Annotated in this window: 17 protein-coding genes; 2 read left to right on the forward strand and 15 right to left on the reverse strand. The window is 60.2% G+C overall.

Features of this window, described 5'->3' with window-relative positions:
- Positions 1-108: 108 nt before the first annotated feature.
- Positions 109-4,959, reverse strand: a complete 4,851-nt coding sequence (locus LJD17_RS16745; protein WP_227385339.1) for a malto-oligosyltrehalose synthase — start codon at positions 4,957-4,959, stop codon at positions 109-111.
- Positions 4,956-6,773 carry a malto-oligosyltrehalose trehalohydrolase gene (gene treZ, locus LJD17_RS16750; RefSeq protein WP_227385340.1) on the reverse strand — a complete coding sequence of 606 codons (1,818 nt, stop codon included), beginning with the start codon at positions 6,771-6,773 and terminating at the stop codon, positions 4,956-4,958. Before treZ ends, LJD17_RS16745 begins: the two co-directional genes overlap by 4 nt.
- 305 nt (positions 6,774-7,078) lie before the next feature.
- On the opposite strand from treZ, the gene glgA reads away from it, so the two are divergent.
- Positions 7,079-8,605, forward strand: coding sequence for a glycogen synthase GlgA (gene glgA / locus LJD17_RS16755; protein ID WP_227385341.1), 1,527 nt, complete (start codon positions 7,079-7,081; stop codon positions 8,603-8,605).
- Positions 8,606-8,702: 97 nt separating this feature from the next.
- Here the strand turns inward: glgA and LJD17_RS16760 are convergent, their stop codons facing one another.
- Together LJD17_RS16760 and LJD17_RS16765 are read right to left on the reverse strand one after the other, a co-directional pair.
- On the reverse strand, positions 8,703-10,394 hold the full coding sequence (locus LJD17_RS16760) for a methyl-accepting chemotaxis protein (protein ID WP_227385342.1): 1,692 nt from the start codon (positions 10,392-10,394) through the stop codon (positions 8,703-8,705).
- A gap of 265 nt (positions 10,395-10,659) precedes the next feature.
- The gene (locus LJD17_RS16765; RefSeq protein WP_227385343.1) at positions 10,660-10,914 is read right to left on the reverse strand and encodes a PilZ domain-containing protein; all 255 of its coding nucleotides are present in this window, start codon (positions 10,912-10,914) and stop codon (positions 10,660-10,662) included.
- 268 nt (positions 10,915-11,182) lie between these two features.
- Here LJD17_RS16765 and LJD17_RS16770 point away from each other — a divergent pair, with 268 nt between their 5' ends.
- Positions 11,183-11,428 carry a DUF6894 family protein gene (locus tag LJD17_RS16770; RefSeq protein WP_227385344.1) on the forward strand — a complete coding sequence of 82 codons (246 nt, stop codon included), beginning with the start codon at positions 11,183-11,185 and terminating at the stop codon, positions 11,426-11,428.
- A gap of 72 nt (positions 11,429-11,500) precedes the next feature.
- Here the strand turns inward: LJD17_RS16770 and LJD17_RS16775 are convergent, their stop codons facing one another.
- From LJD17_RS16775 to LJD17_RS16825, 11 genes are all read right to left on the reverse strand, one after another.
- The gene (locus tag LJD17_RS16775; protein ID WP_227385345.1) at positions 11,501-12,436 is read right to left on the reverse strand and encodes a sugar-binding protein; all 936 of its coding nucleotides are present in this window, start codon (positions 12,434-12,436) and stop codon (positions 11,501-11,503) included.
- Positions 12,437-12,526: 90 nt separating this feature from the next.
- Positions 12,527-13,582 carry an ABC transporter permease gene (locus LJD17_RS16780; protein WP_227385346.1) on the reverse strand — a complete coding sequence of 352 codons (1,056 nt, stop codon included), beginning with the start codon at positions 13,580-13,582 and terminating at the stop codon, positions 12,527-12,529.
- Positions 13,582-14,322 carry an ATP-binding cassette domain-containing protein gene (locus LJD17_RS16785; RefSeq protein WP_227385347.1) on the reverse strand — a complete coding sequence of 247 codons (741 nt, stop codon included), beginning with the start codon at positions 14,320-14,322 and terminating at the stop codon, positions 13,582-13,584. The genes LJD17_RS16780 and LJD17_RS16785 overlap by 1 nt, the downstream gene beginning before the upstream one ends.
- Before the next feature lie 142 nt (positions 14,323-14,464).
- Positions 14,465-15,748: an L-fuconate dehydratase gene (locus LJD17_RS16790; RefSeq protein ID WP_227385348.1), complete on the reverse strand. Its 1,284-nt coding sequence runs from the start codon at positions 15,746-15,748 to the stop codon at positions 14,465-14,467.
- 33 nt (positions 15,749-15,781) lie between these two features.
- Complete coding sequence (locus LJD17_RS16795; protein ID WP_227385349.1) at positions 15,782-16,627, reverse strand: fumarylacetoacetate hydrolase family protein; 846 nt, start codon at positions 16,625-16,627, stop codon at positions 15,782-15,784.
- A 23-nt stretch (positions 16,628-16,650) separates the two neighbouring features.
- Positions 16,651-17,382 (reverse strand): SDR family oxidoreductase, encoded by a 732-nt coding sequence (locus LJD17_RS16800; RefSeq protein WP_227385350.1) that lies wholly within the window; start codon positions 17,380-17,382, stop codon positions 16,651-16,653.
- 37 nt (positions 17,383-17,419) lie between these two features.
- The gene (locus tag LJD17_RS16805) at positions 17,420-18,430 is read right to left on the reverse strand and encodes a zinc-binding alcohol dehydrogenase family protein (protein ID WP_227385416.1); all 1,011 of its coding nucleotides are present in this window, start codon (positions 18,428-18,430) and stop codon (positions 17,420-17,422) included.
- 14 nt (positions 18,431-18,444) lie between these two features.
- Positions 18,445-19,281 carry an amidohydrolase family protein gene (locus LJD17_RS16810; RefSeq protein WP_227385351.1) on the reverse strand — a complete coding sequence of 279 codons (837 nt, stop codon included), beginning with the start codon at positions 19,279-19,281 and terminating at the stop codon, positions 18,445-18,447.
- A 4-nt stretch (positions 19,282-19,285) separates the two neighbouring features.
- Positions 19,286-20,299 (reverse strand): aldo/keto reductase, encoded by a 1,014-nt coding sequence (locus LJD17_RS16815; protein WP_227385352.1) that lies wholly within the window; start codon positions 20,297-20,299, stop codon positions 19,286-19,288.
- Between the two features lie 67 nt (positions 20,300-20,366).
- Entirely contained in the window at positions 20,367-21,314 is a 948-nt protein-coding gene (locus LJD17_RS16820; protein WP_227385353.1) for an ABC transporter substrate-binding protein, read from the reverse strand.
- 95 nt (positions 21,315-21,409) lie between these two features.
- Complete coding sequence (locus LJD17_RS16825; protein ID WP_227385417.1) at positions 21,410-22,429, reverse strand: ABC transporter permease; 1,020 nt, start codon at positions 22,427-22,429, stop codon at positions 21,410-21,412.
- Positions 22,430-22,437 lie beyond the last annotated feature (8 nt).

Raw genomic sequence — 22,437 nt, forward strand, 5'->3', positions numbered from 1 at the left:
TCTTGCCTTATGGAATGCGCGTGCCCTGATTATGGGGCGGAAGGCCAGTGCGACCAGAAGTGTCGCGAGCATAGCATCATTTCGGTTGCCCCCGGACATGCATCGATCCTAAGAGCGGCGCAAAACCACAAAGGGGATGGACGGCATCAGGTCTCCAACCAAGGAGGTCGTCCTCGCGATTGTGACAGAGTTGCCCGTCAGGAGATCGACCCACTCTCCGGGCGGGATCTCGACAGATGTGTCGCTCCAGATGCTTGGCTTCAGCGGCCACCCGCTGGCGCCGATCAATCCGGCCCACAGCCGCGGCACGATCACGACGATGCCAGCGGAGCCGTGCTGTCGCGAGAAGGCAAGCACCCGATCCGCGTGCTGCCCTCGGACCTCGAGAGGAGCATAGTCACCCTTCGCATAAAGGGATGGATGCTTCAATCGATCTTCGAGAAGGGACGCCAGGATGCGCTGCTTCACATGGCCGCTTTGCCACTGGGTGAGGCAAGTTTCCAGCGATGCGCCGTCGTCGAGCGCGTGCGCCCGCGCAGCATAATCGACCGGACGGCGGTTGTCCGGATCGACCAGGGAGAAATCCCAGAACTCCGTTCCCTGGTAAATGTCCGGAACGCCCGGAAGCGTCGCCTTGAGAACCGTCCGCGACAAGCCGTTCAGCATTCCTAGCAAGGAGAGACGCTGGAGGAATGGCTGGAAACGCTCGATGAAGCCGCTGCCGGGCTCAAGCAGTGCCTGCAACAGATCAAGCGTCGCTGTCTCATACGCTTCGTTAGGATTCGTCCAGCTGGTTTGCCGCTTTGCCTCACGGAGTGCCTTTGTGAGATAGGCTTTCATGCGCTCGTGAAATGCCGCGAGCGCCTTGGCATCGGCGTTGTCCAGGAGGTCGAGGGGCCACGCCCCGAGGAGTGCTTGAAGGAGGATGACCTGATCGTTCGCATCGGGAGCGGCAATGCCGTCCCGGCTGGAAAGATGCGGCGAGACGACCTCATGCCATGCCTTCAAGGCTTCGGCCCATTGTTCGGGGATCTCCGAGAGGGCAAGCAGGCGAGCGCGGGCATCCTCCCCACGCTTGGTATCGTGGGTCGCCGTTGCGACCATCGTGTGGGGCCACGCATCCGCCCGGTCCGCGTTCGCTTGATGAAATGCCTCCGGCGTGAGGCCGAAATGCCTCGGGTCGCCGCCGACCTCGTTCAAGGCGATCAACCGTCCATAGCGGTAAAACAGGGTGTCTTCGAGGCTCTTCGCCATGACGGGGCCCGTCAGCTGCTGGAAGCGGCGACGGAAACGCCGGACGTCGGCAGGATCGGCCTTTTCAGAACGGCCCAGCAGCGTGGCAGCGATGAAGTCGTAGACAGATCCATCCGCCTGAGGTGAGCTCGATTTTACGGACTCGAGAACTCCCTCGATGAGCTCCGCATCTTCGGAAGACGCTGCCGTTTCCGACAGATAGCTACGATAGACCGGGAAGGCGGCGATAAGGTCGACGAGCGCCCGACGGATGGCGAAGGGCGTAAAGTCCCGGGTGTGATAATCAGCCTCCGCAACTCTCTTCAGGTCCGATACGAGCGCTTCGAGTTCGCTCGCAAAGCTACGCTCGGTAATGTCTGTCTTGGCCTGCCGGAGGAGAGTGTCATATTCCGCCTGGAAGCCGCTTGCGTCCCGATAGGTTCTTTCGAGGGCCGCGCCGGACCTGTGATCGAGCAGGACGCCGTCGATCAGGTTGAGGATGTCATAACCCGTCGTTCCTGCAACCGGCCAGGGGCGCAGTTCTTCACCGGGTTCAAGAATCTTCTCGACCACGATGTAAAAGCCGGGTCCCACGCGATCCTGGAGAGCGCGCGTATAGCCTTCCGGATCCGCCAGGCCGTCGATGTGATCGATCCGCAAACCGTCTACGATGCCTTCTTCCACGAGACGAATGATCAGGTCGTGCGTGCGCTCGAAGATCTCCGGGTTTTCGACCCTGATCCCCGCGAGACTGTTGATGTCGAAGAAGCGGCGATAGTTAATCTCGCTCGACGCTACCCGCCAATAGGACAGCCGGTAAGGTTGTGCTTCCAGAAGGCGGTGCAGTCTCGAGAAGCTTTCGGTTTGGCCCGGGATCCCGTTGAAGGCCCGGACTGCCTGGTCAATCGCATTTTCGATGTCGGGACGGTTCGCGACGATCCTGCCGAGCTCATTCTTCAGTGTTTGGCCAAGATCGGGAAGAGAACGGGGGCCTTCAGCGCGCTGGGCTTTGCTCATGCCCCGGAGAGCGTCGGTCAGGCGAATGAGATCCGCAGCCTTTGAACGATCGCTCAGGGCAGCGACGGCATCATCGAGAACCAGCGGATAGGAGGAGGGGCAGATCGGGAAACGGTGATCCCAATGCCAGACACTGAAGCTCCCCTCATCAGGATCGAAGGCCAGCTTGAGATTTCCCTCTTCGAGAGACTTTCCGTAAAGATCGCCGAGAAACGGAACGATGAGTTTGCCGTTCGCGCCGGGCCGTTCCCAGTCGATATCGAATGCGTCCGCGACGGGCGACAGGCGTCCCCATTCGAGGACGGAGAGCCACCAGGGATTATCCTTGCCGCCGACGCCCATGTGGTTGGGGACGATGTCGAGGACCAGGCCAAGGCCGTGCGCCCTCAAGGCATCGGAGAAGCGTCGGAAACCTTGCTCGCCTCCGAGCTCCGGATTGATGGTGCTGTGATCGACGATGTCATATCCGTGCGAGGAACCCGCTGCCGCGGCCTGGATGGGCGACGAATAAACGTGGCTGACGCCGAGCTTTGCCAGATAGGGAGCGATCTTGGCTCCGTCGTCGAACGTGAAGCCCTTGTGAAGTTGAAGCCGGTAGGTGGCACGTGGCGGCGGCGAGGCCAGAACGGTCCCGCCAGGCCGACGAACTCGACCTTCCTCGGTCATGATGACGGCGAGCTTCGCGAAGGTGCTTCCAGGAGCAGTCATGTCGTTGATCGTCGACGAAAGCCGTCGTCGCCAGTTGGGGTGACCGGCATCCATTCCCGGCATGTTGGGCTGGTTCAGTTCGTTCGCCACATCCTCGATCTGCAGGGCCGTGAGCACTGACTTTGTGCGAGCAAGATAGCGGGCCGCCCCCTGGAGGGGAGGGAAGGCGGGTGTCTTGCGACCGGCCAGGATTCCTTCACTGGAAAGAGCCTCGGTGAAGCTCTGCCGGTCGGCGGCCCGCGCCGTGCGCTCTTCTTCTGCGCGCTTGGGATCGAAAACCCCGAAGGTCTGGCGCAGATCGATATCGAGGCCTTTCCACCAACCGGTGAAGGTCGGAAGGTCATGGGTCGTGAGGACCGCGAGCGCGGAGGAGGGATAGTCTCGGGGCGTTTTGAAGGCTGCGCCATTTCGCTCGAACGGCAGCACACGGTAACTGAGAAGTCCTGAGCGCATGATAGCGTCGGAGAAGCCTTCGGGTGCGGTGCCGAGATCCTCGGCAATCACGAGGCAGCATGCGCGATGGCTTTCGATCCGCAGGACGGCGAGCAGCGCCTCGAATGGATAATCGACATACGCGCCTTGCGATGCCGGTGCTCCCGAAGGGATCAGGAAAAGCCGCTGGAGTTGGAAGGCATGGTCGATACGGATCGCACCGGCATGACGCATGTTGGCCCTGACGAGATTCCTGAAGGCCGAAATTCCATGCTGCTCCAGCGCGAGCGGGTTGAGGGGAGGCAGTCCCCAATCCTGTCCCTGCGGACCTAAGGGATCAGGGGGCGCACCGACCGACAAGGATGGAGAAAAATGCACCGCGTCCGACCATATTTCCGAACCGCCTCTGTCGGCCCCAACCGCCAGGTCGCGATAAAGGCCGATTGGCATGCCGCAGGCGCGGGCTCGCTCGGCTGCCGCTCCCAATTGGAGGTCAGCCAACCATTGGAGCCAGGCATGAAATGAGACTTGCTCGTGATGCGTCTCACGAAAGGCGCGCACCTCTTCGGTCTCTGCCGTGCGATAGGCGTCGGGCCAGTCGCCGACCCACCAGAGATCCTGATTGCGGAAGTGCTCGGAGAGCGCCTCGAATGTGGCGTGAGCCTCCAAAGCAGCGTTGCCCTCCTGGCGGAACCGCAGAAAGGCCGATTGGTCGGCGTGTGCCTGAAAGTGCTTCCAGAGCAGGTCCAGAAGCTGGCGCTTGATACCCCAGACCTCCGCATAATCGATCAGTTGCGCGCTCCGAAGTCGCACGAGGCGCTCTTGAATCTTCGTCTCGTCGAGAAGCTCGCTCGCGCCGCTCTCGTAGGAGCCTTCGACGCGCGTCGGATCGATGTAAAGCGGTTCGAGAAAGAGGCGCGACGAGGGAGAGTAGGGCGATATCTTCGTGCGGTCCGCAGCGAACAGCGCGTGGACCGGGCTGAGGCCAAGAAATGCTCCTCCGCTTGCGCCGACCGCTTCCGCCGCATCTGCGACGGTGGAGAAATCACCAATGCCCAGATCTCTCTCGGATCGTAGTGAATAGATCTGTGCGGCAACGCCCCAGAGCCGGTTGTCCCCGTTGAGGGCGTCGGGCGTCCAGCACCGTGCAGGCGCCGCGATGACAGTGGCTTTTGCGTCGCCCAGCACCAGGCGATGGTAGCCTGCCGGCAGGGCCGGGATATCGATGCTCGTTGCGCTTGATCCGGCTAGCCGGCCTTCATGAATATGTCCGGTCTCCGATGTCAGTCGCCAAGTTGTTGCCGGAGTGGCTTTGCGAAGATGGATCGTTGCGGGTTTGTCCGCTTGAACAGGGATAAGAGATGGGAGCGGTCCTGCCTTGAGGATCTCGAGCGTCGCAAGGCTGTCGCGAGCCTCCCGCTCCGTTCGAACGGAAAGGCCAAGGCCTTCCAGCAGTGCCACGCGCGTCTCGTGATTGGTATCGACACTTTGTCCGAAGGCGTCCGTATAGCGCGGCGCAATTCCGATCAGAGCGGCCATGCGCTCGGTGAGTGCATCCAAGGTGCTCATCGAGATGCGACCTTCATGATGATTGCCGCCCAGGAGGGAAGAGAAAGCGTTGCTGAGAGATCGACGCCTGGACTTGCCCAAATGATCTTCACGGTGTCGTCCACATGGTCCTTCAAGGGCTCCCCGCCGAAGTTCGCCAGGAGACGGAGGCTCCCGGCATCAAACGTCCACAGGATGTCCAGCGCGTTCGTGGAATGACCCTGATGGCGCGAACCGCGAAAGCCGCTGGCGGTCAACGGTACGATGAATGTTCTGCGCATCTCAAGCAGTTGCCGTGTTTGATCCAGGACGATCCGATGCGGCTCCCGGTCCCTTTCCGACCAGTCGAGCTTCGAACGCTCGAAGGTTGCGCGATCGGTGGGATCGGGGACACGCATCGAAGCTTCCAGACTGGCAAAAGCCTTGAACTGCTTGAACTCGTTTCGCCGTCCCTCGCGAACCGCTGTGGCAAGATCCGGCTCGTCTTCATAATCCACGAAGAACTGAAAGGGGGCCGACGCGGCCCATTCCTCTCCCATGAACAGCAAAGGGATGTGGGGAGACAGAAGGAAAATTGCGCGCGCCAACGCGAGGCGGTCGGCGGGAACGAGATGGGAAAGTCGCTCGCCGAACGCCCGGTTGCCGATCTGGTCGTGATTCTGCAGGAACGATACGAATGCGGATGGAGGAAGGTGGGAGGACGGCTCTCCGCGCGTTCGACCGCCTTTATGAGCGGATGGCTCGCCCTGATATGCGAACCCCTCCGCAAGGGCCCTCCCGAGGCGTGCCAGCGGCTGATCCGCGTAGTCTTCGTAGTATCCTTCGCTCTCGCCCGTCAGCAGCGCATGCCAGGCATTGTGTATGTCGTCCGCCCACTGGGCGGTATGAAGGCGAGGCTTGGCGTCCTGCCGCCTTTCGAGCCACCGCGCCTGATTGGCCTCGTTCTCGAGCACGAGGTGGACCTGGCGATCCGGGACGGCTTGCCTGATGCGCGATGCCAGTTCTTCGATGAAATGAGGTTCGCTGTCGTCGGAAATGGCATGGACGGCGTCGAACCGTAAGCCGTCGATGTGAAACTCTTCGAGCCAATACAGGGCGTTGTGGACAAAGAACTCTCGAACGGTACGGCTTTCGTCCCCATCCACATTGATGCCGCCGCCCCACGGTGTCTGATGCCGCTCCGTGAAGAAGGAAGCCGCGTATGCGTGCAGATAATTCCCGGAAGGTCCGAAGTGATTGTAGACGACGTCCAGGAACACCATCATGCCGAGACGATGCGCATGGTCGATGAGGCGTTTGAGATCGTCCGGCCGGCCATAGGCGGCATCGGGCGCGAACGGCAGGACACCGTCATAGCCCCAGTTCCGGCGTCCGGGAAACTCTGCGATGGGCATCAGTTCGATGGCCGTGATCCCGAGATCCCGCAGGGATTCCAGCTTTGCCATTAACCCGCCATACGTCCCTTCAGGCGTCGCGGTCCCGATATGCACTTCGTAGAGAACGGTTTCCTCCCAAGGACGACCCGTCCAGTCCGTGTCTGTCCAGGCATAGGATGCCGGGTCGGTAACCTCGCTCAAACCGTGGACGTCATCCGGCTGGAGCCGGGATGCGGGATCCGGCACGATCAGTTCGCCATCGATCCGGTATCCATAGCGGGACCCGGGCCGCGCGCCGGAAGCGATCAGGCGAAACCACCCGCCATCCTCCGCCATCATCGCATGCTCGGTCCCGTCCAAGACGATACGGACATCCTGAGCTGTGGGAGCCCATAGGGCGAAGCGGACGCCTTCAGGGGTGACGGCCGCCCCGAAGGGCATATGGTGGATGCGCTGCATCGGGTCTCCGGCATTGGAAAAGCGATAGCGAACGACGCGCCTTGGATGTTGTTCCCGCCTCGCAGGAAAATGGCCAAGATTGCCGTGTCGCCAGTTTGATGGAGTGAGAGACTGTCTTCAGAAACCGCCGCACACGGATCCTGCTGCCTCTCCCTGTGCGCGACATGTTCCAGCCGGCTGATCCGACAAGACGGAACCTGAAAAAATAAATTGCAGCCAAGTTTGGAACATTCCCGCTCCCGGCCGGTTAAGGGCGCGACCTACCTTCGGCGCAGGGGTCTTCGGGTTCGCGCCTTTGTGACAAAATGCTGACAACTGATCATCTCGAAGCCAAATCGGCTTGCCTGCGCTTGCCTCATGCTGCGCTCAAGCCGCTGTCTCAAGTCGTGTCGATTCAACGACGGCAGTCCATTCTTTTCGTAACCTCCGAGATATCGGACTACGTGAAGGCCGGGGGCTTAGGCGAGGTCTCGGCGGCTTTGCCTCGGGCCCTGCGGCATCACTATGATGTCCGCATCCTCATCCCGGGGTATCGTCAGGTTCTCTCCCAGATCGGCCCGGTGGACGTGATCGCCCATCTGCCGGGCGCGTTCGGAATTCCTCCTTGCAGCATCGGCTACGGCCGCACCAAGGACGGCTTGACGGTTTACGTCGTGCTCTGCTCCGAACTCTATGACCGCGAGGGGTCGCCGTATGGCGACGATGCGGGACGGGACTGGGACGACAACGATATCCGTTTCGCCCGCCTGGGCCTGGCGGCCGCGGACATCGCCTGCGGCAAAGGTGATCCCCTGTGGCGCGCGGACCTTCTTCATCTCAACGATTGGCCTTCCGGGCTGACATCCGCCTACCTTTCATGGCGCGGGCAGCATATCCCGACGATCCTGACGATTCACAACCTGGCCTATCAGGGCCTCTTCGAGCGTGATCGCTTGCCCCGGCTGGGGATCCCCGATGCCGCCTTCGACATCAACGGGGTCGAGTTCCATGGCAAGCTTTCCTTCCTGAAGGCCGGCATCTACTACTCGTCCCATATCACGACCGTGAGCTCCACTTACGCTCATGAGATCACACGGCCGGAATTCGGCTGCGGTCTCGACGGTCTGTTGCGGACGTGCGCGGATCAGGGACGTCTCGACGGCATCATCAACGGCATCGACGACAGTTGGGATCCGAGCAAGGATCCATCTCTTGTCAGTCCGTTCACGGCCGGAAACTGGCGCGGTAAGCGGGCCAATGCGACTCACGTTCGTCGATCCTTCGGCTTGGCCCTTTCACAAGGGCCTCTCTTCGCTGTCGTTTCGCGTCTCGTTCATCAGAAGGGAGTTGACCTTGCCATTTCCGCGGCCTCGACGATCGTGTCGCAGGGCGGGCAAATCGCCGTGATCGGGCGCGGTGAGGAGCGCTTCGAGCGCGCCCTGCGGGAACTGGCCATGCATCACCCAGGCTCCGTCGGCGTTCGGATCGGCTATAGCGAGCAAGAAGCACGCCGCATGTATGCGGGAAGCGATTTCCTGCTCATGCCGTCACGGTTCGAGCCGTGCGGGCTGAGCCAGATGTATGCACAGAGGTTCGGCTCGCTGCCGATTGCCCATAAGACCGGAGGGCTTGCGGACACCATCGAAGACGGCGTGAACGGATTTCTCTTCGGAGAGCCGTCGCTGCGCCGCTTCATCGATGCCATCGAACGGGGCCTTGAGGCTTTCAAGTCGAGAGTGCGCCTGAAGGCGATGCGGCAGGCTGCCATGAACCGGCCCCATGGGTGGGATCGGTCCGCGTCCAGATACAGGGAAGTGTATGAACGCGCTTGCCGCGTCGCCGCCGCAGCGTAGTCACCGAGCCAAATTCTCGAGGCGAAATGAAAGAACCCCGCTGGGCTTTTACACCCAGCGGGGTTCGAAACGTTTCGATCTTGAGCGAGGGATCGGATCAGGCAGCTTTGACATCATTGAGGAAGTTTGCGACTTCGCGTCTCAAGTCTTCCGAATGATGTGACAGTTCCTGGGCGGCCCCGAGCACCTGCGATGCGGCAGCGCCGGTGTCTCCCGCGCCCCGACGGACATCTTCGATATTGCCCGTCACCTGCTCGGTGCCACGCGCCGCCTCCTGCACGTTGCGGGCAATCTCGGCGGTCGCGGCTCCCTGCTCCTCCATGGCCGCCGCGATGCCGACAGAGATCTGCGACATTTCGGTGATGGTCCTGGCGATCTCCTGAATGGCCGCCACCGTTTGCTGGGTCGCCTGCTGAACCGAGCCGATCTGCTGCGAGATTTCCTCGGTCGCCTTGGCGGTCTGGCTGGCGAGATCCTTCACCTCGGAAGCCACCACCGCAAATCCCTTGCCGGCCTCACCGGCACGGGCCGCCTCGATGGTGGCATTGAGGGCCAGCAGATTGGTCTGCGAGGCGATGTTGTTGATCAGCTGCACTACATTGCCGATCTTTTCCGCAGTGGCTGCAAGATCCTGAACGGTGGAGTTGGTGCGCTGTGCGCCGGAGACAGCGCGGTCGGCGATCTCCGATGACTGCGCGACCTGCGATGCGATCTCGCGGATGGAGATCGACAGCTCTTCCGTCGCGGCTGCCACGGTCTGCACGTTGGCCGAGGTCTGCTGGGCGGCCGACGCCACCGTGACGGATTGATTGTTGGTCTGGTTGGCAACCGAAGTCATCGATTGAGCGGTGGCCTCCATTTCCGTGGCAGCGGAGGCGAGGCCCTGGGTCAGGGCGGAGACGTTGTGCTCGAACGTCTTCGTCAGCTGATCAAGCACCTCGGCCCTGCGCATCTTGGCTTGGTTCTCCACCTCCTGCTCGGCGGCGAGCCTACGCGCTTCGATGGCATTTTCCTTAAACACCTGAAGCGAGCGGGCGAGGTAACCCACTTCATCCTTCCGCTCAATGCCAGAAACCGTGATTGCCAGATCTCCGTTCGCGAGACGGCCCATCATGGCAGTAATGGCGGAAATCGGACGGGTGATACCGTAAATCGTAATCGTAACGATCAAGATCAGCGCGACCGCGATGCCGGCAGCCGCCGACAGCATCAGCGTCATGGCTGTGTTTGAAGCGAGGTCGTCAGCATCATCCTTCGCTTTGTCGAGAGCCTTTTTGCTAGCTTCAACCCGTTCGCCGAGAGAATTGCGAATCTTGATGCGCGTGTCGCGTCCCACACCGTTTGAAATTTCAGCAGCCGCGGCGTCGTCGTTGGTCTTGCTGTATCCGGCGCTCTTATCCAGGATGGCGAAGTAGTTGACGATACTGGCCTTGAGTTCCTCGAAGCTCGCCTTCATGGCCGGATTTTCCGCAAGGGCGATGAGTTCGTCCATGTGCTGGAGCGTCATGCCTTTGTATTGATTGAACGTCGCTTCTCCTGACTTGATCCTGTCCTCGTCGTTGACCAGAATCAGGTTCTTCTCCTGCGTACTCGTCTCGTTGACTTCGGCATTGATCTGAAGAATGAGACTCAGACGTGTCGCCTCAAACTCGACGAGTTCTTGCGTGTCCTGAGCCATGCGTTCGAGGCCCGTCTTCGCAAGAAAGATAAGCCCAACCGTGATCGCGACGAAGATGCTGACCGGAATTGCCAGCTTTGTAAGAAGTTTGAGATTGTTGAGAGTCTTCATTTTTCTGTCAGGCCCGCCCGCTACGCCGCAGGAAGCACGCGCCCCCCACAGGCGCGACAGATTCAGGCTCTTTGTTGTACGATTTTTCGATGAAGATACTCTTAAGTTTAGAAGAACTCGCAATTACAAATACTGTTAGGAATAATAGCTAGGCTAAGTCTAAATTCTTATAACTTTGCGGTAGCGCAGGGGCCGCATGAGTTTGATCTGCAGAGATGCGGCAAATATTGTTACATCTCTGCAGATCAGATTCTGCTGTGAATACTTAGATGAATTGTCCGCCGAGTTCGGTCCCAGTAGACCAAATCAGGCGGACCGAGGCGATCGCCCCCTCATCCGGTATTTCAAGATTGAACTCTAGGGGAATTTCACTGGGTTCCGAGAGGGCAATGCGCACGCCTGTGTCGGAGAGATCCCGAACGACGCAATGGACGGGCTCCAGATAATCTTCATGTGTGATCCTCCCTTCGAGGTGGGTCGGAAACCGGCGACTTGATCGGCGCTCGATGATTGTTGCCATGTGGGACGGTCCTATGGATGAGCCCGTCATGTATCGGTCATGAACCTGACGTGAACCTGACCTCTCAAGGGGGAGGGGGGCACGCTTCGACCAAAGTTGGTGCCGCCCGGTCCATATAAGTTATTAGGCGCAGGAATAAACAAAAATCGCCCGCCCGAAATAGTCGCTGGAGATTCTGTCTCAATATTCCTGACAAACAAGATGATTTATCTTAGTTTAACAATTCGAGGAGATGCTGTTTAGGCAAGACAGCAGGTGGGGGTCGTGTATGCCCCGTTACTATATCGACGTACGAAGTTATTTCGGAACAGATGAAGACCCAACAGGGATCGACCTGCCGAATCTTGCTGCTGCCCGAGATGAAGCCCTGAAGGTCGTTGCCGGGCTCATGGAGACCTGGGCTGGCGTGAAGCCGGCCTATAGCGGTGAAATCGCCATCGAAATCGTCGGAGAGGACCTTCGTCCGATCCTCATCATCCCTTTCTCTGACTTGAGCAACATCCCGCAGAAGTAGCCCGGTATTGCAGGTTGCTCTCCCGGATCGGCAGCAGCGTTCCAGGAGAGCATCCGCGCGGCAGCGCCGGGACTATTTCAGCATGGATGCCACGTTGTCTTTCGTCACGCGGTCAATCCCGGCATAGACGATGTCCTCGACCTTCTCGCCCTTCTTCAGTTTGAGAAGGATATCCATCGCCTTTTCGCCCATCTCATAGGGCCGTTGCCCGACCAGTGCATTGGCATAGCCGTCTCTCAGGAGTTCCAGCTGCACCTTCAGAGTATCGGCGACGACAAGGGTGAACTTTCCTTGATCCATGGCGCTCTTGTTCTTGTTCACGAAGCTCTTGTAGGCCTCGGGAACAAACATCGGCCAGCCACCGACCGGTACGATGGCCGCAAGGTCCGGGTTTGCCGTCTTGAGATCCTGCATCTGCTGCACGGCGAGGGCGAGATCGTCATTGCAGTAGGTGGGCGATCCGGAAACCTCTGTCCATTTGGAGCCTTTAAGTGCGTCGTGCACGCCCTCGACGCGCTCCTTGAGGTTCGCGGCAGCAGGCCCGCCGGAGACCATGGCGTATTTGCCGCCCTCCGGCCGAAGCTTCAAGAGCTCTTCGCCAAGTGCGCGGCCCATGGCGCGATTGTCGGTTCCGACATGGGCTTGGCGCACAGAACTGGGTGCATCCGCATCAAAGGTGATGACCGGAATTCCAGCATCGCGCGCAGCTTTGATCACACGGACCGCAGCCGAGGCGTCCGCGACGGAGATCGCGATTCCGTCGACCTTCTGGCTTATGAGATCCTGTATGATCTGTGCCTGACTTGCCGGCTCGTGCTCAACGGGACCTTTGTAAATGCACTCTACGTTGCCGAGCTCCTTCGCACGCTTGATGCATCCATCGCGTGAGAGATCGAAGTACGGGTTGTTCATTGCCTTCGGAACGATGGCGAACTTGTAGGTTTGCTGAGCAGCCGCCGGCGCGGTGAGCGCCACGGCGGCCACTGCCGCAAGGATCAGTCGCTTCATGGTATCTCCTCCTGATTGAACACTGCCCATTCGGGCCTCCCGCCAGCTTCTTCGGCTGGCTCGTTCTTGCATCGTCTCCCGTAGGAGCGATCAAAGCGTCAGGCGCAGGGTCCGAAGGCGATCGACCAGAACGGCCACGATAATGATCACGCCGACAAGGACGATCTGCCAGTAGGCGTTGATCCCTGCCAGGACCAATCCATTTCGGATAACCTCGATCAGAAGCGCGCCGATGACCGCTCCCGCCGGCCCGCCCACGCCGCCTGTCAGGTTGGCACCGCCGATGACCGCCGCTGCAATGATCGTCAATTCATAGCCGGTTGCCAGGTTGGCGGGCGCCGATCCGAGCCACCCCACCATCAGAATACCGGCAAAGCCCGCTGAAAGAGCCGACAGGATATAGACGGCGATCTTCACGCGTTCGACGGCGATACCCGTAAGAGCCGCCGCCTTCTCGTTGCCGCCGAGCGCGAACACATGTCGCCCGAAGGCTGTGTGGTGAAGAACGAGGCCAACTAGAACAGCCAGAACCAGGAGATAGATGATCGCAACCGGAAAGCCGGCGAGGTTTCCGTCGGTGATGCCGTAGAACAGATCGACATCGGGCCCCGTGGGGGCCTGCCCGCGCCCCTCCGTGACCGCATAGGCCAGGCCACGCACGATGGAGAGCATGCCAAGAGTCGTTACGAAGGGTGAGAGGCCGGCGCGGGCGATCAGCAGGCCGTTCACCAGCCCGACAGCCAGTGCGGTGGCAAGGCCGGCTCCAAGGGAAATCAGCATCCCGAGCACGGGAATGCTGTCGAGGCTCGTGCCGGCTACGGCTTGCATCGTCATGGCGCAGATGATCGCGGAGAGCGCCATCGTCGATCCCACCGACAGATCGATGCCGCCTGTGACGATCACAAGGGTGACGCCCAGCGTCACGATGCCGACGAAGGAAAAGTTCTTTGCCACGTTGGCGAGATTGCCCGGGCTGAGAAAGGCCGGACTGAGAACCGACATGACGATCATGATGATCACGAGGGCAATGGCCACGTAGGCCGTCTGGCTGGCGAAGAAGCCCCGCTGCCACCAGCGAACACGCCCGACATTGGAAAAGCCGCTGACGTCGTCTCGAGACGAAGCCGGTGGGAGCGCATGATTCATCAGGCCGCCTCCTTCGCACCGGTAATCAGGGCCGTGACCTCCTCGGGGCTGGATTGGCTGGTCGGCTTATCGGCGACCTTGAGCCCCCGCCGCATGACGATCACACGCTCGCAGACGGAGAACACGTCGGGCATGCGATGGGATATCAACACGACCGCGATGCCCGCCTCCCGCAGGCGACGGATGAGATCCAGAACCTCTGCCACCTGCCGGACCGAGATGGCGGCCGTGGGCTCATCCATGATGATCAGCTTGGCCTTTGAGAGACGTGTTCTGGCGATCGCGACGGCCTGACGCTGTCCCCCAGACATGGACCGCACGACGTCATCCGGCCGCGTCTCGGATTTGAGTTCACCAAACAGCTCGGCGGTACGCAGATTCATGGCCGAATGATCGAGGAAGGAGAAGGGGCCGACCTTCCGCTTCAGCTCCCGCCCGAGAAAGACATTGGCCGCCGCCGTGAGATTGTCGGCCAGGGCGAGATCTTGGTACACGACTTCGATCCCGACGGAGCGAGCATCGACCGGCTTGGTAAAATGAACTTCCCGATCCTCGAACAGGATCTTTCCATGGGAGGGAGGGAAGTTCCCGGCGATAATCTTCACCAGGGTGGACTTGCCAGCGCCGTTGTCGCCCATCAGGCCGACGACTTCGCCGGGCTGGATCGTGAGATCAACATGGGACAGCGCTTGAATGGCGCCGAATTCCTTCCCGACATCCTGCAACACCAGGAGTGACAAGGCCGTTCCTCCCTCTGTTCCTGGCTTTAATTGGTCCAGCGTCTGCGCGCTTTTACCAATATAAGCATGGGATTACGGACGATGTCACTCGATATTTCGTCGGAGTCCAAGGCCGGCCGAACTCAGCAAACCGGCACTGAGATTACAGGGCTCCGGAAAAGGTATGCTGGCGAATGGAGGCCTCCTTCATCTCGATCGAGAAACCGGGCCTTTGCGGGGGCATATATGCGGCATCGCGAATGACGCAGGGATCGATGAAGTGTTCATGAAGGTGATCGACATACTCGATCACCCGGTCCTGCTTAGTGCCGGAGACGCACAGATAGTCGATCATCGACAGGTGTTGCACATACTCGCAAAGCCCGACGCCTCCCGCATGAGGCCACACCGGAAGATCGTACTTCGCCGCCATCAGCAGCACGGCCAGAACCTCGTTGAGGCCTCCGATGCGGCAGGCGTCGATCTGTACGATGTCGATGGCTTTCCGGGTGATGAACTGCTTGAAGAGAATTCGGTTCTGGCACATTTCGCCGGTCGCGACCTTCATGGGAGCGATGACCTCCCGGATCTTGCGATGTCCTTCCACATCATCCGGACTGGTCGGCTCTTCGATGAAATACGGATTGGCGAACTGCAGCTTGTCGAGCCATGCGATGGCCTGGTCGACCTCCCAGACCTGATTGGCATCGATCATCATCTTCACGTCGGGGCCGATCGCTTCGCGGCAGAATCTCAGCCGCCTGATATCGTCCTCGAGATCGCGGCCGACCTTCATCTTGATATGCCGAAAGCCAGCCGCGACGGCTTCGCTCGCCAAGCGCGAGAGCTTTTCGTCGCTGTAGCCGAGCCAGCCCGCCGATGTGGTGTAGCAGGCGTAACCGTCCCGCAGAAGAATTACTTTGCGCTCAGCCTTTCCTGTCTCCGCACGCCGGAAGATCTCCAATGCCTCTTCCGGTGTGATGGCATCGGTCAGATACCGGAAATCGATGATCCGGACGAGTTCCTCCGGGCTCATGTCCGCGACAAGCTCCCACACGGGCTTCCCGGCTTGTTTCGCCCAAAGATCCCAGACGGCATTAACGACGGCACCCGTGGCCAGGTGGATGACGCCCTTGTCAGGGCCGATCCACCTCAACTGGCTGTCTCCGGTCAAATGACGCCAAAACCGGCCTGGATCCTCCTTGATCCAGTCGAGATCCAGGCCGACGACGCGATGGCGGAGTGCTTCAATTGCCGCACAGCAAATCTCGTTGCCACGCCCGATCGTGAAGGTCAGCCCATGACCGACCAAGTCCGGCTCGTCGGTCATCAGCACCACATAGGCCGCGGAGTAGTCCGGATCCGGATTCATTGCATCCGAGCCATCGAGATGCTGAGATGTCGGAAAGCGCAGATCGAAGGTCTGCAGGTCTGTGATGCGGGTCATGCTGGATCTCTTGTCAAGGAAAGCGAGATACCGTCAGGCGTCTGCTTCAACACGCTGTCTCTGCGAGCCGAGATTCTCAATCCCGAGCTCGACGACATCTCCGGGCTTCAGATACCGGGGCGGCTTCATGCCCATGCCAACGCCCGGCGGCGTGCCGGTGGTGATGATGTCGCCGGGGTGCAGCGACATGAATTGGCTCAGGTACGACACCAGGTAGGCGACGCCATAGACCATGGTGCGGGTCGAGCCGTTCTGCATGGTCTGTCCGTTGACCTTCAGCCACATGGAGAGGTTCTGTGGATCGGGAACCTCGTCCTTCGTAACCAGCCAAGGGCCGATGGGTCCGAATGTGTCGCAGGATTTGCCCTTGGTCCATTGGCCGTGGCGTTCGGTTTGAAACGCCCGTTCGGAAACGTCATGGACCGTGCAGTATCCCGCCACGTAATCGAGCGCCTCCGCTTCCGTGACGTACTTGGCCTTCCGGCCGATCACGACACCGAGCTCCACCTCCCAGTCGGTCTTCTCGGATCCTCTCGGGATCAGAAGGGTGTCATGAGGTCCGACAATTGCTGACGTCGCCTTCATGAAAATGATGGGTTCCGGCGGAACCGTGGCGCCGGTTTCAGCAGCATGGTCGGAATAGTTGAGGCCGATGCAGATGAACTTTCCGGTTCCGGCAACGCAGGGGCCGATGCGGGGCTCACCTTCCACGACCGGCAGCGACGCGGGATCGATACCGGCGATTTCCTCCAGGGCTTTCGGGTCCAGAACTTCTCCGGCAATATCGCCGATCCGTGCCGAAAGGTCCCGAATTTCCCCATCCGGTCCGATCAACCCTGGCCGTTCGGAACCTGCTTCTCCATGGCGTAGGAGTTTCATGGCTTCTATCTCCTCGATTGTCGTCAGATCGTCCAGCCGCCGTCGATGCAGTAGGCCTGTCCGGTGGTGTAGGTTGCGCCAGCCAGATAGACCGCGAGATCCGCGATCTCCTCAGGCGTGCCGATCCGTCCCATGGGCTGGCGTGCGATGAAGGCTGCGCGCGTCGTCTCGTAATCGCCCTGCGCCTTGAGCCTCTCGACGAGGGAGGGGCTCTCCACGGTGCCCGGGCAAATCGCGTTGCAGCGGATGCCCTGCGCCACATAGTCCACGGCAACCGACTTCGTGAGGCCGAGAACCGCGGACTTCGTGACGCTATAGGCAAACCGATTGGGAACGCCTTTCACGCTGCTGGCCACCGAGGCCATATTGATGATTGCGCCATGCCTGCGTTGGATCATGCCGGGAAGTACGGCGCGGATGGTCCTCACCATGGCCTTGACGTTAAGGTCGAACGCGAATGCGAGATCGTCATCCGTCGCATCGAGCACCGTTCCCGCATGAACGAAGCCGGCGCAGTTGAACAGAATATCGACCACACCAATTTCGTTGACCGTGGCGTCGACCTGCGATGCATTCAGAACGTCGAGCTTGCGCGTTTCGACACCGCCTTTGCCGTCCAGCGCGGCGAGGGGATCCATGTTGACATCGGTCGCATAAACCTTGGCGCCAGCCGATGCAAAGGCCAAGGCCGACGCGCGGCCGATCCCTTGCGCCGCTGCTGTGACTAGCACGGTCTTTCCTTCCAGAGATTTCATGGATACCTGCTTTGATGTGGAGAATGGATCGGGCGCGTCAGACGTCCACCAACGCCTTGATGACCCCAGCGGAAGGGTCCAGAAGATCGGAGAAACGTTCAGGAACCTCGGCGAGCGCCATTCGATGGGTGTTCATCGCCTCTGTCGGTACCTTCCGTGATCGGATCGCCGCTATGACGGTTTCGAAATCCTCGGGTGTGGCGTTTCGACTCCCCATCAATGTCATCTCTCTCTTGTGAAATTCCGGATCCGAGAAAGTGATGTCGCTGCCGACGATTGAAACCAGCACATAGGTCCCCCCATGAGCGACAAGGCGGAAACCGCGTTCCATGGCAGCGGGATTTCCGGTGGCGTCGAAGACGATATCAAAAAAATCTCCGGCTGTGAGGGCTGAGAGCCTTTCCTCGTCACCGGGGTCTGCGATGACAGTATGCTGCACGGAAAGATGATCGGCACAGAAGGCGAGGCGGTCCTGGCGGCTGTCGATTACCGTGACTTGGGCATCTCTCAGCTTGGCGAAGAGAGCGACTGCAATCCCGATCGGGCCGGCGCCCACGACCAGCACGCGCTGGTTCTCGCGGGCATGGCTGCGGCGCACCGCGTGGGCCCCGATTGCGAGGAACTCGACCATGGCGGCCTGGTCAAGGCTCAAGCCTTCAGCCGGGTGCACGAACCTTTCTGGAATACTGACATATTCGGCCATGCCACCATCGCGGTGGACCCCGAGCACCTGGATTTTCTGGCAGCAATTGCTCTTTCCTTGGCGGCATGCGTGGCACTCGCCGCAGGAAATGTAAGGCATGATACACACGGTCTCTCCAGGGGTGAGACGGCTGCCGCTTGGCGCTTCCTCGACGGTCCCGGAAAGTTCGTGCCCCATAACGCGTGGGTAGGACAGGTAGGGCTGCTTTCCCGAGAAGATATGAAGATCGGTTCCGCAGACTCCGACGCGCCGGATGCGCACCAGAACCTCGTCATTCTTTCTGATCGGTCTCGGCCGTTCGCCGGCGGAAAGGGTCCCGGGCGTATCGCAGGTGATGGTCAGCATCGTGTGGTTTGTCTTCATGGTTGGGACGGTCCCGACTCAAGTCCATAAAACGCGATGGCGTTTCCGCCGAAGACGGCGTCGTGATGCTCAAGAGGAACGATGTCGAGGCACATGGATAGCCACACTTCATATGATCCGGCGAGATTGAGCACGGGCCAGTCGCTACCCCAAATGAGCCGACGCTCTCCGAAGAGATCGAGGAGCGTCTCGGCATAGGGTCTGATTGCCGCAATACCCGGCGCGGATCCTGCCTCGGTCAGCAGGCCGGAGAGTTTGCATTGGACGTTGGGAAGAGCCGCGAGGCGTCGCATATCCGCATGCCAACCCCGAAAAAATCCCTTTGCGATGCGCGGCTTGGCCCCGTGATCAATGACGATCGGGAGGTCGGGATGACGCTCCGCGAACATTGTGAGTGCCGTAAGGTGCTCCGGCATGACAAGAGCGTCGAAGCGCAGCTCATGAGAGATCATGGCGCGAATGGCCGGGTTGAGGATTGGATCGTTGATCCAGTTCACATCCGCAATATCCTGCAGCATCGGCCGCAAGCCCTTGAGCTTAGGATGGGCTGAAAGGCTCGCGATCTGCGCAGGAGCTTCAGGAGCCTTCAGTTCGAGCCATCCGACGACACCGCGGACGAACGTGCTTTGATCGGCAATGTCGAGCAAGAAAGTGGTATCTTCGACGCTCGGGAGCGACTGAACGAGGACCGTTCCTCCAATTCCGCATCGCGTCAGCACCGGCTGCAGATCATCCGGCACGAAATCGCGATGGATCGCCGCAAGCTCCGCGGGAGGCCACTGGCCGGTTCGGTCTCGCATCAACCAAAAATGCTGGTGAGCATCGATACGCATAGGATCAGGCACCTCTGCCGGGAAGAGGGGCGCGTTCGTCCACGAGACCTCTGGCGACCAGAGCCGTCCAGAGTTCATTCGGGAGAGTGCTTTCGAACCAACTGATGTTCTTTACGAGCTGATCGGCTGTGCGGGCGCCCGAGACACATGTCACGACCGCCGGATGAGCCATGGGAAACTGGAGGGCGGCGGCAGGCAGCGGGACGTCGAACTCCGCGCAGACCGTTTGAAGAGCCTTCGCACGCTCCACGATTGCCGCAGGAGCATCGTCGTAGTTGAATTTGTTATTGCCGACCAGAAGGCCGGAATTGAACGGTCCGGCAATCACAATAGCCGTTCCGGCGCGGGCGCATTCATCGAGAAGCGGCAGGCTCTCCTGCTCAAGGAGCGTGTAGCGGCCCGCTAGCATGGTGACGTCCAGGTCGAATTCCTGCAGAGCGGCGTGGACGACCTCCGCCTCGTTCACTCCAAGGCCCACTGCCGTCACGTGGCCGCTGTCCCGAAGCTCAGCCAGCGCGCGGAAGCCGCCGCCGGAGGTCAGCTGCGCCCAATATCGGTCATTATCGTCGCCGTGAGTGTAGCGGCCGATGTCGTGAACGTAGAGGATATCGATCCGAATAATTCCGAGGCGCTGCTGGCTGTGTTCGAACGACCGCAGAATACCGTCATAGCTGTAGTCGTAGGTCGGCCGGAAGGGCAGGGGACGCACCCAGCCATTTTCATCCGCCCCCACCGTGGCATCCGGCACCATCAGGCGGCCGGCCTTGGTGCTGACCACGAATTCCTCCCGCGGCCTCTCGCATAGCAACGCTCCGAGCCGCCGCTCGGATCGTGTGTAGCCATAGTAGGGTGCGGTATCGAAGTAGCGGATGCCGTCAGCCCAGGCTGCGTCCGTGACCGCCATGGCCTCCGCATTGCTCGTCGCCTTGAAGAGGCCGCCCATCTGGGCGCAGCCCAGCCCCATTGTCGTCAAGGACAGGTTCCTGCGCGGCAGAGAGCGTCGATCGGTGATCTTCATGGAGTTTCGCCTAAGCTGGAATATGTGCCGCCCGCCTGCCGGGCGGCACATGCGGAGAGTTTGGTTCTCAGTACAGAACGTTCTTTGCTTCCGGCTGCTCAAGGTTCTCCTTGGTCACCAGAACGACGCCGGTATCGAGAAATTTCTCGACTTTCTCGCCCTTCACGACCTTCGCGATGGTCTCTACACCCAGCTTGCCCATCTGGAAGGAGCCCTGGACGGCGATCGCCGCCAGAGTGCCGTCGCGCACGAAGGATTGAAGATCCTGATTGCCGTCGAAGCCAATGGCGACCACACGTCCGGCTTTGCCGGTTTGCACCAGAGCCCGTCCCATGCCGATCGCCGTCGGCTCGTTGGCGCCGAAAATCCCTTTCAGATCAGGATTGGATGCGAGAACGTCCGTCGTCTGGTTGAGGGCGGTGGCCATCTGGGACTGAGAGTAGAACGGTCCGACGATTTCGAGCTTGGAATGATCCTTGATGTACTTGGTAAAGCCGCCGACGCGACCGATCTCCGAGCCGGATCCCGCCACATACGACATGATGGCGATCTTGCCCGTGGTGCCGATCCGGTCGATCAGAGCCTTCGCTGACAGCTCGCCCGCCTTCTGATTGTCGGTGGCCAAGAAGGACTGGTAGTACTGCTTGCCGCTATCGGCGATCTGCGAGTCGATGAGCACGACGGGGATCTTCGATTCCCACGCCTTTTTGATCGCCGGAACGAGGGCGTCGGGATCGGAGGGGGCCAACACGATTCCGGCTACCTTCCGGTTGACGGCATTTTCCACCATGTTCACTTGATCGGCGATGGCGGATTCCGAGGCCGGGCCTTGAAAGGTGAGGGCATAACCGCTTCCGAGGTCGCTCTTCGCGGCTTCGGCGCCTTTCTGAACGTTCTGCCAAAACGTCGAGTTTACCGTCTTGACGATAACGGCGATTTCCTTGTCTGCGGCCTGGGCCGAGCAGGCCCATAAGGCGATGACCGATGCAACGATGCCGGGAACGATCTTACGCATGTTTCTCTCCTCTGAACTTCAGATCAGGATGTCGTGACTGTTAGGCTGGTGGGGAAGTTCGGCTTCCCTCTTCTGTCGAATATCGAGCCGTGGGCTCAACGGCGATTGCGGAGTTGGTCGATCCAAACGGTTCCGAGAATGACCAGGCCGATGATGATCTGCTGCGTAAAAGCAGAGACGCCGTTCATATTGAGGCCGTTGCGCAAGATGCCGATTACGAAGGCGCCGATGGCCGTGCCGGAGATCGTGCCGACGCCGCCCATGAGCGAGGTGCCGCCGATAACGGCGCTTGCGATAGCGTCGAGCTCATACATCACGCCCTCATTGGGCTGGGCGGTCACGAGGCGCGACATCAGCACGCATCCCGTGAGCCCGGCCAGTGTCCCGGACAGGACATAGGTGAAGAGCGTCACGCGCGCGACGTGGACACCCGATAGCCGGGCGGCCTCTGCGTTCGACCCGATCGAGTAGATGTGGCGTCCCAGCACCGTGCGGTTGAGCATCAACGCCACGGCGACCGCAATCACCACCATCAGGATCACCGGATAGGGGATGCCCGGAAACACTACGTCGGGAAAACCGTTCTGATCGATGTTGACGATCCTGAGGAACGCGCCGTTTCCAAGTTCGCCGAAGGACTCTCCAAGGCCAGATACGGCTCTTGCGCCCGTGATCTGGAGAGCCACGCCCCGGGCCACCATCATCATTCCAAGGGTTGCGATGAAGGGCGGCAGCTTCAGATGTGTCACGCAAAGGCCGTTGATGAGGCCGCATAAGGAGCCGATCAGGATGCCGGCGAGCATCGCGACAGGCACCGGCATATTGAGTTCCTTGACAGCAAGAGCCGCGACGACGCCTGCCAGCGCCAGGACGGAACCCACCGAGAGATCGATGCCGCCCGTAATGATGACGCATGTGGCGCCGATGCCGAGAATGCCGATTGAGGTGACCTGCAAGGCAATGGTCATGCCGTTGTTGACAGTGAAGAACGCGTTGCTTGTGAGCGAGAAGATCAATGTCAGCGCGATGAGACTCCCCAGGGCCGCAAATTTCTGCAGGAGGTCTTTCTGCCGGTCGCTCAGTTGAAAGCGCTCGTTCTTTCCGCCAGCCGTCATTTGATTCT

The sequence above is a fragment of the Microvirga rosea genome, from assembly GCF_020595095.1.
GTDB classification, from domain to species: domain Bacteria; phylum Pseudomonadota; class Alphaproteobacteria; order Rhizobiales; family Beijerinckiaceae; genus Microvirga; species Microvirga rosea.

Coding starts and splice junctions, on each gene's coding strand:
- LJD17_RS16745 (WP_227385339.1), bottom strand. CDS start 4,959: ATGAGCACCTTGGATGCACTCACCGAGCGCATGGCCGCTCTGATCGGA.
- treZ (WP_227385340.1), bottom strand. CDS start 6,773: ATGCAGCGCATCCACCATATGCCCTTCGGGGCGGCCGTCACCCCTGAA.
- glgA (WP_227385341.1), top strand. CDS start 7,079: ATGCTGACAACTGATCATCTCGAAGCCAAATCGGCTTGCCTGCGCTTG.
- LJD17_RS16760 (WP_227385342.1), bottom strand. CDS start 10,394: ATGAAGACTCTCAACAATCTCAAACTTCTTACAAAGCTGGCAATTCCG.
- LJD17_RS16765 (WP_227385343.1), bottom strand. CDS start 10,914: ATGGCAACAATCATCGAGCGCCGATCAAGTCGCCGGTTTCCGACCCAC.
- LJD17_RS16770 (WP_227385344.1), top strand. CDS start 11,183: ATGCCCCGTTACTATATCGACGTACGAAGTTATTTCGGAACAGATGAA.
- LJD17_RS16775 (WP_227385345.1), bottom strand. CDS start 12,436: ATGAAGCGACTGATCCTTGCGGCAGTGGCCGCCGTGGCGCTCACCGCG.
- LJD17_RS16780 (WP_227385346.1), bottom strand. CDS start 13,582: ATGAATCATGCGCTCCCACCGGCTTCGTCTCGAGACGACGTCAGCGGC.
- LJD17_RS16790 (WP_227385348.1), bottom strand. CDS start 15,748: ATGACCCGCATCACAGACCTGCAGACCTTCGATCTGCGCTTTCCGACA.
- LJD17_RS16795 (WP_227385349.1), bottom strand. CDS start 16,627: ATGAAACTCCTACGCCATGGAGAAGCAGGTTCCGAACGGCCAGGGTTG.
- LJD17_RS16800 (WP_227385350.1), bottom strand. CDS start 17,382: ATGAAATCTCTGGAAGGAAAGACCGTGCTAGTCACAGCAGCGGCGCAA.
- LJD17_RS16805 (WP_227385416.1), bottom strand. CDS start 18,430: ATGCTGACCATCACCTGCGATACGCCCGGGACCCTTTCCGCCGGCGAA.
- LJD17_RS16810 (WP_227385351.1), bottom strand. CDS start 19,281: ATGCGTATCGATGCTCACCAGCATTTTTGGTTGATGCGAGACCGAACC.
- LJD17_RS16815 (WP_227385352.1), bottom strand. CDS start 20,299: ATGAAGATCACCGATCGACGCTCTCTGCCGCGCAGGAACCTGTCCTTG.
- LJD17_RS16820 (WP_227385353.1), bottom strand. CDS start 21,314: ATGCGTAAGATCGTTCCCGGCATCGTTGCATCGGTCATCGCCTTATGG.
- LJD17_RS16825 (WP_227385417.1), bottom strand. CDS start 22,429: ATGACGGCTGGCGGAAAGAACGAGCGCTTTCAACTGAGCGACCGGCAG.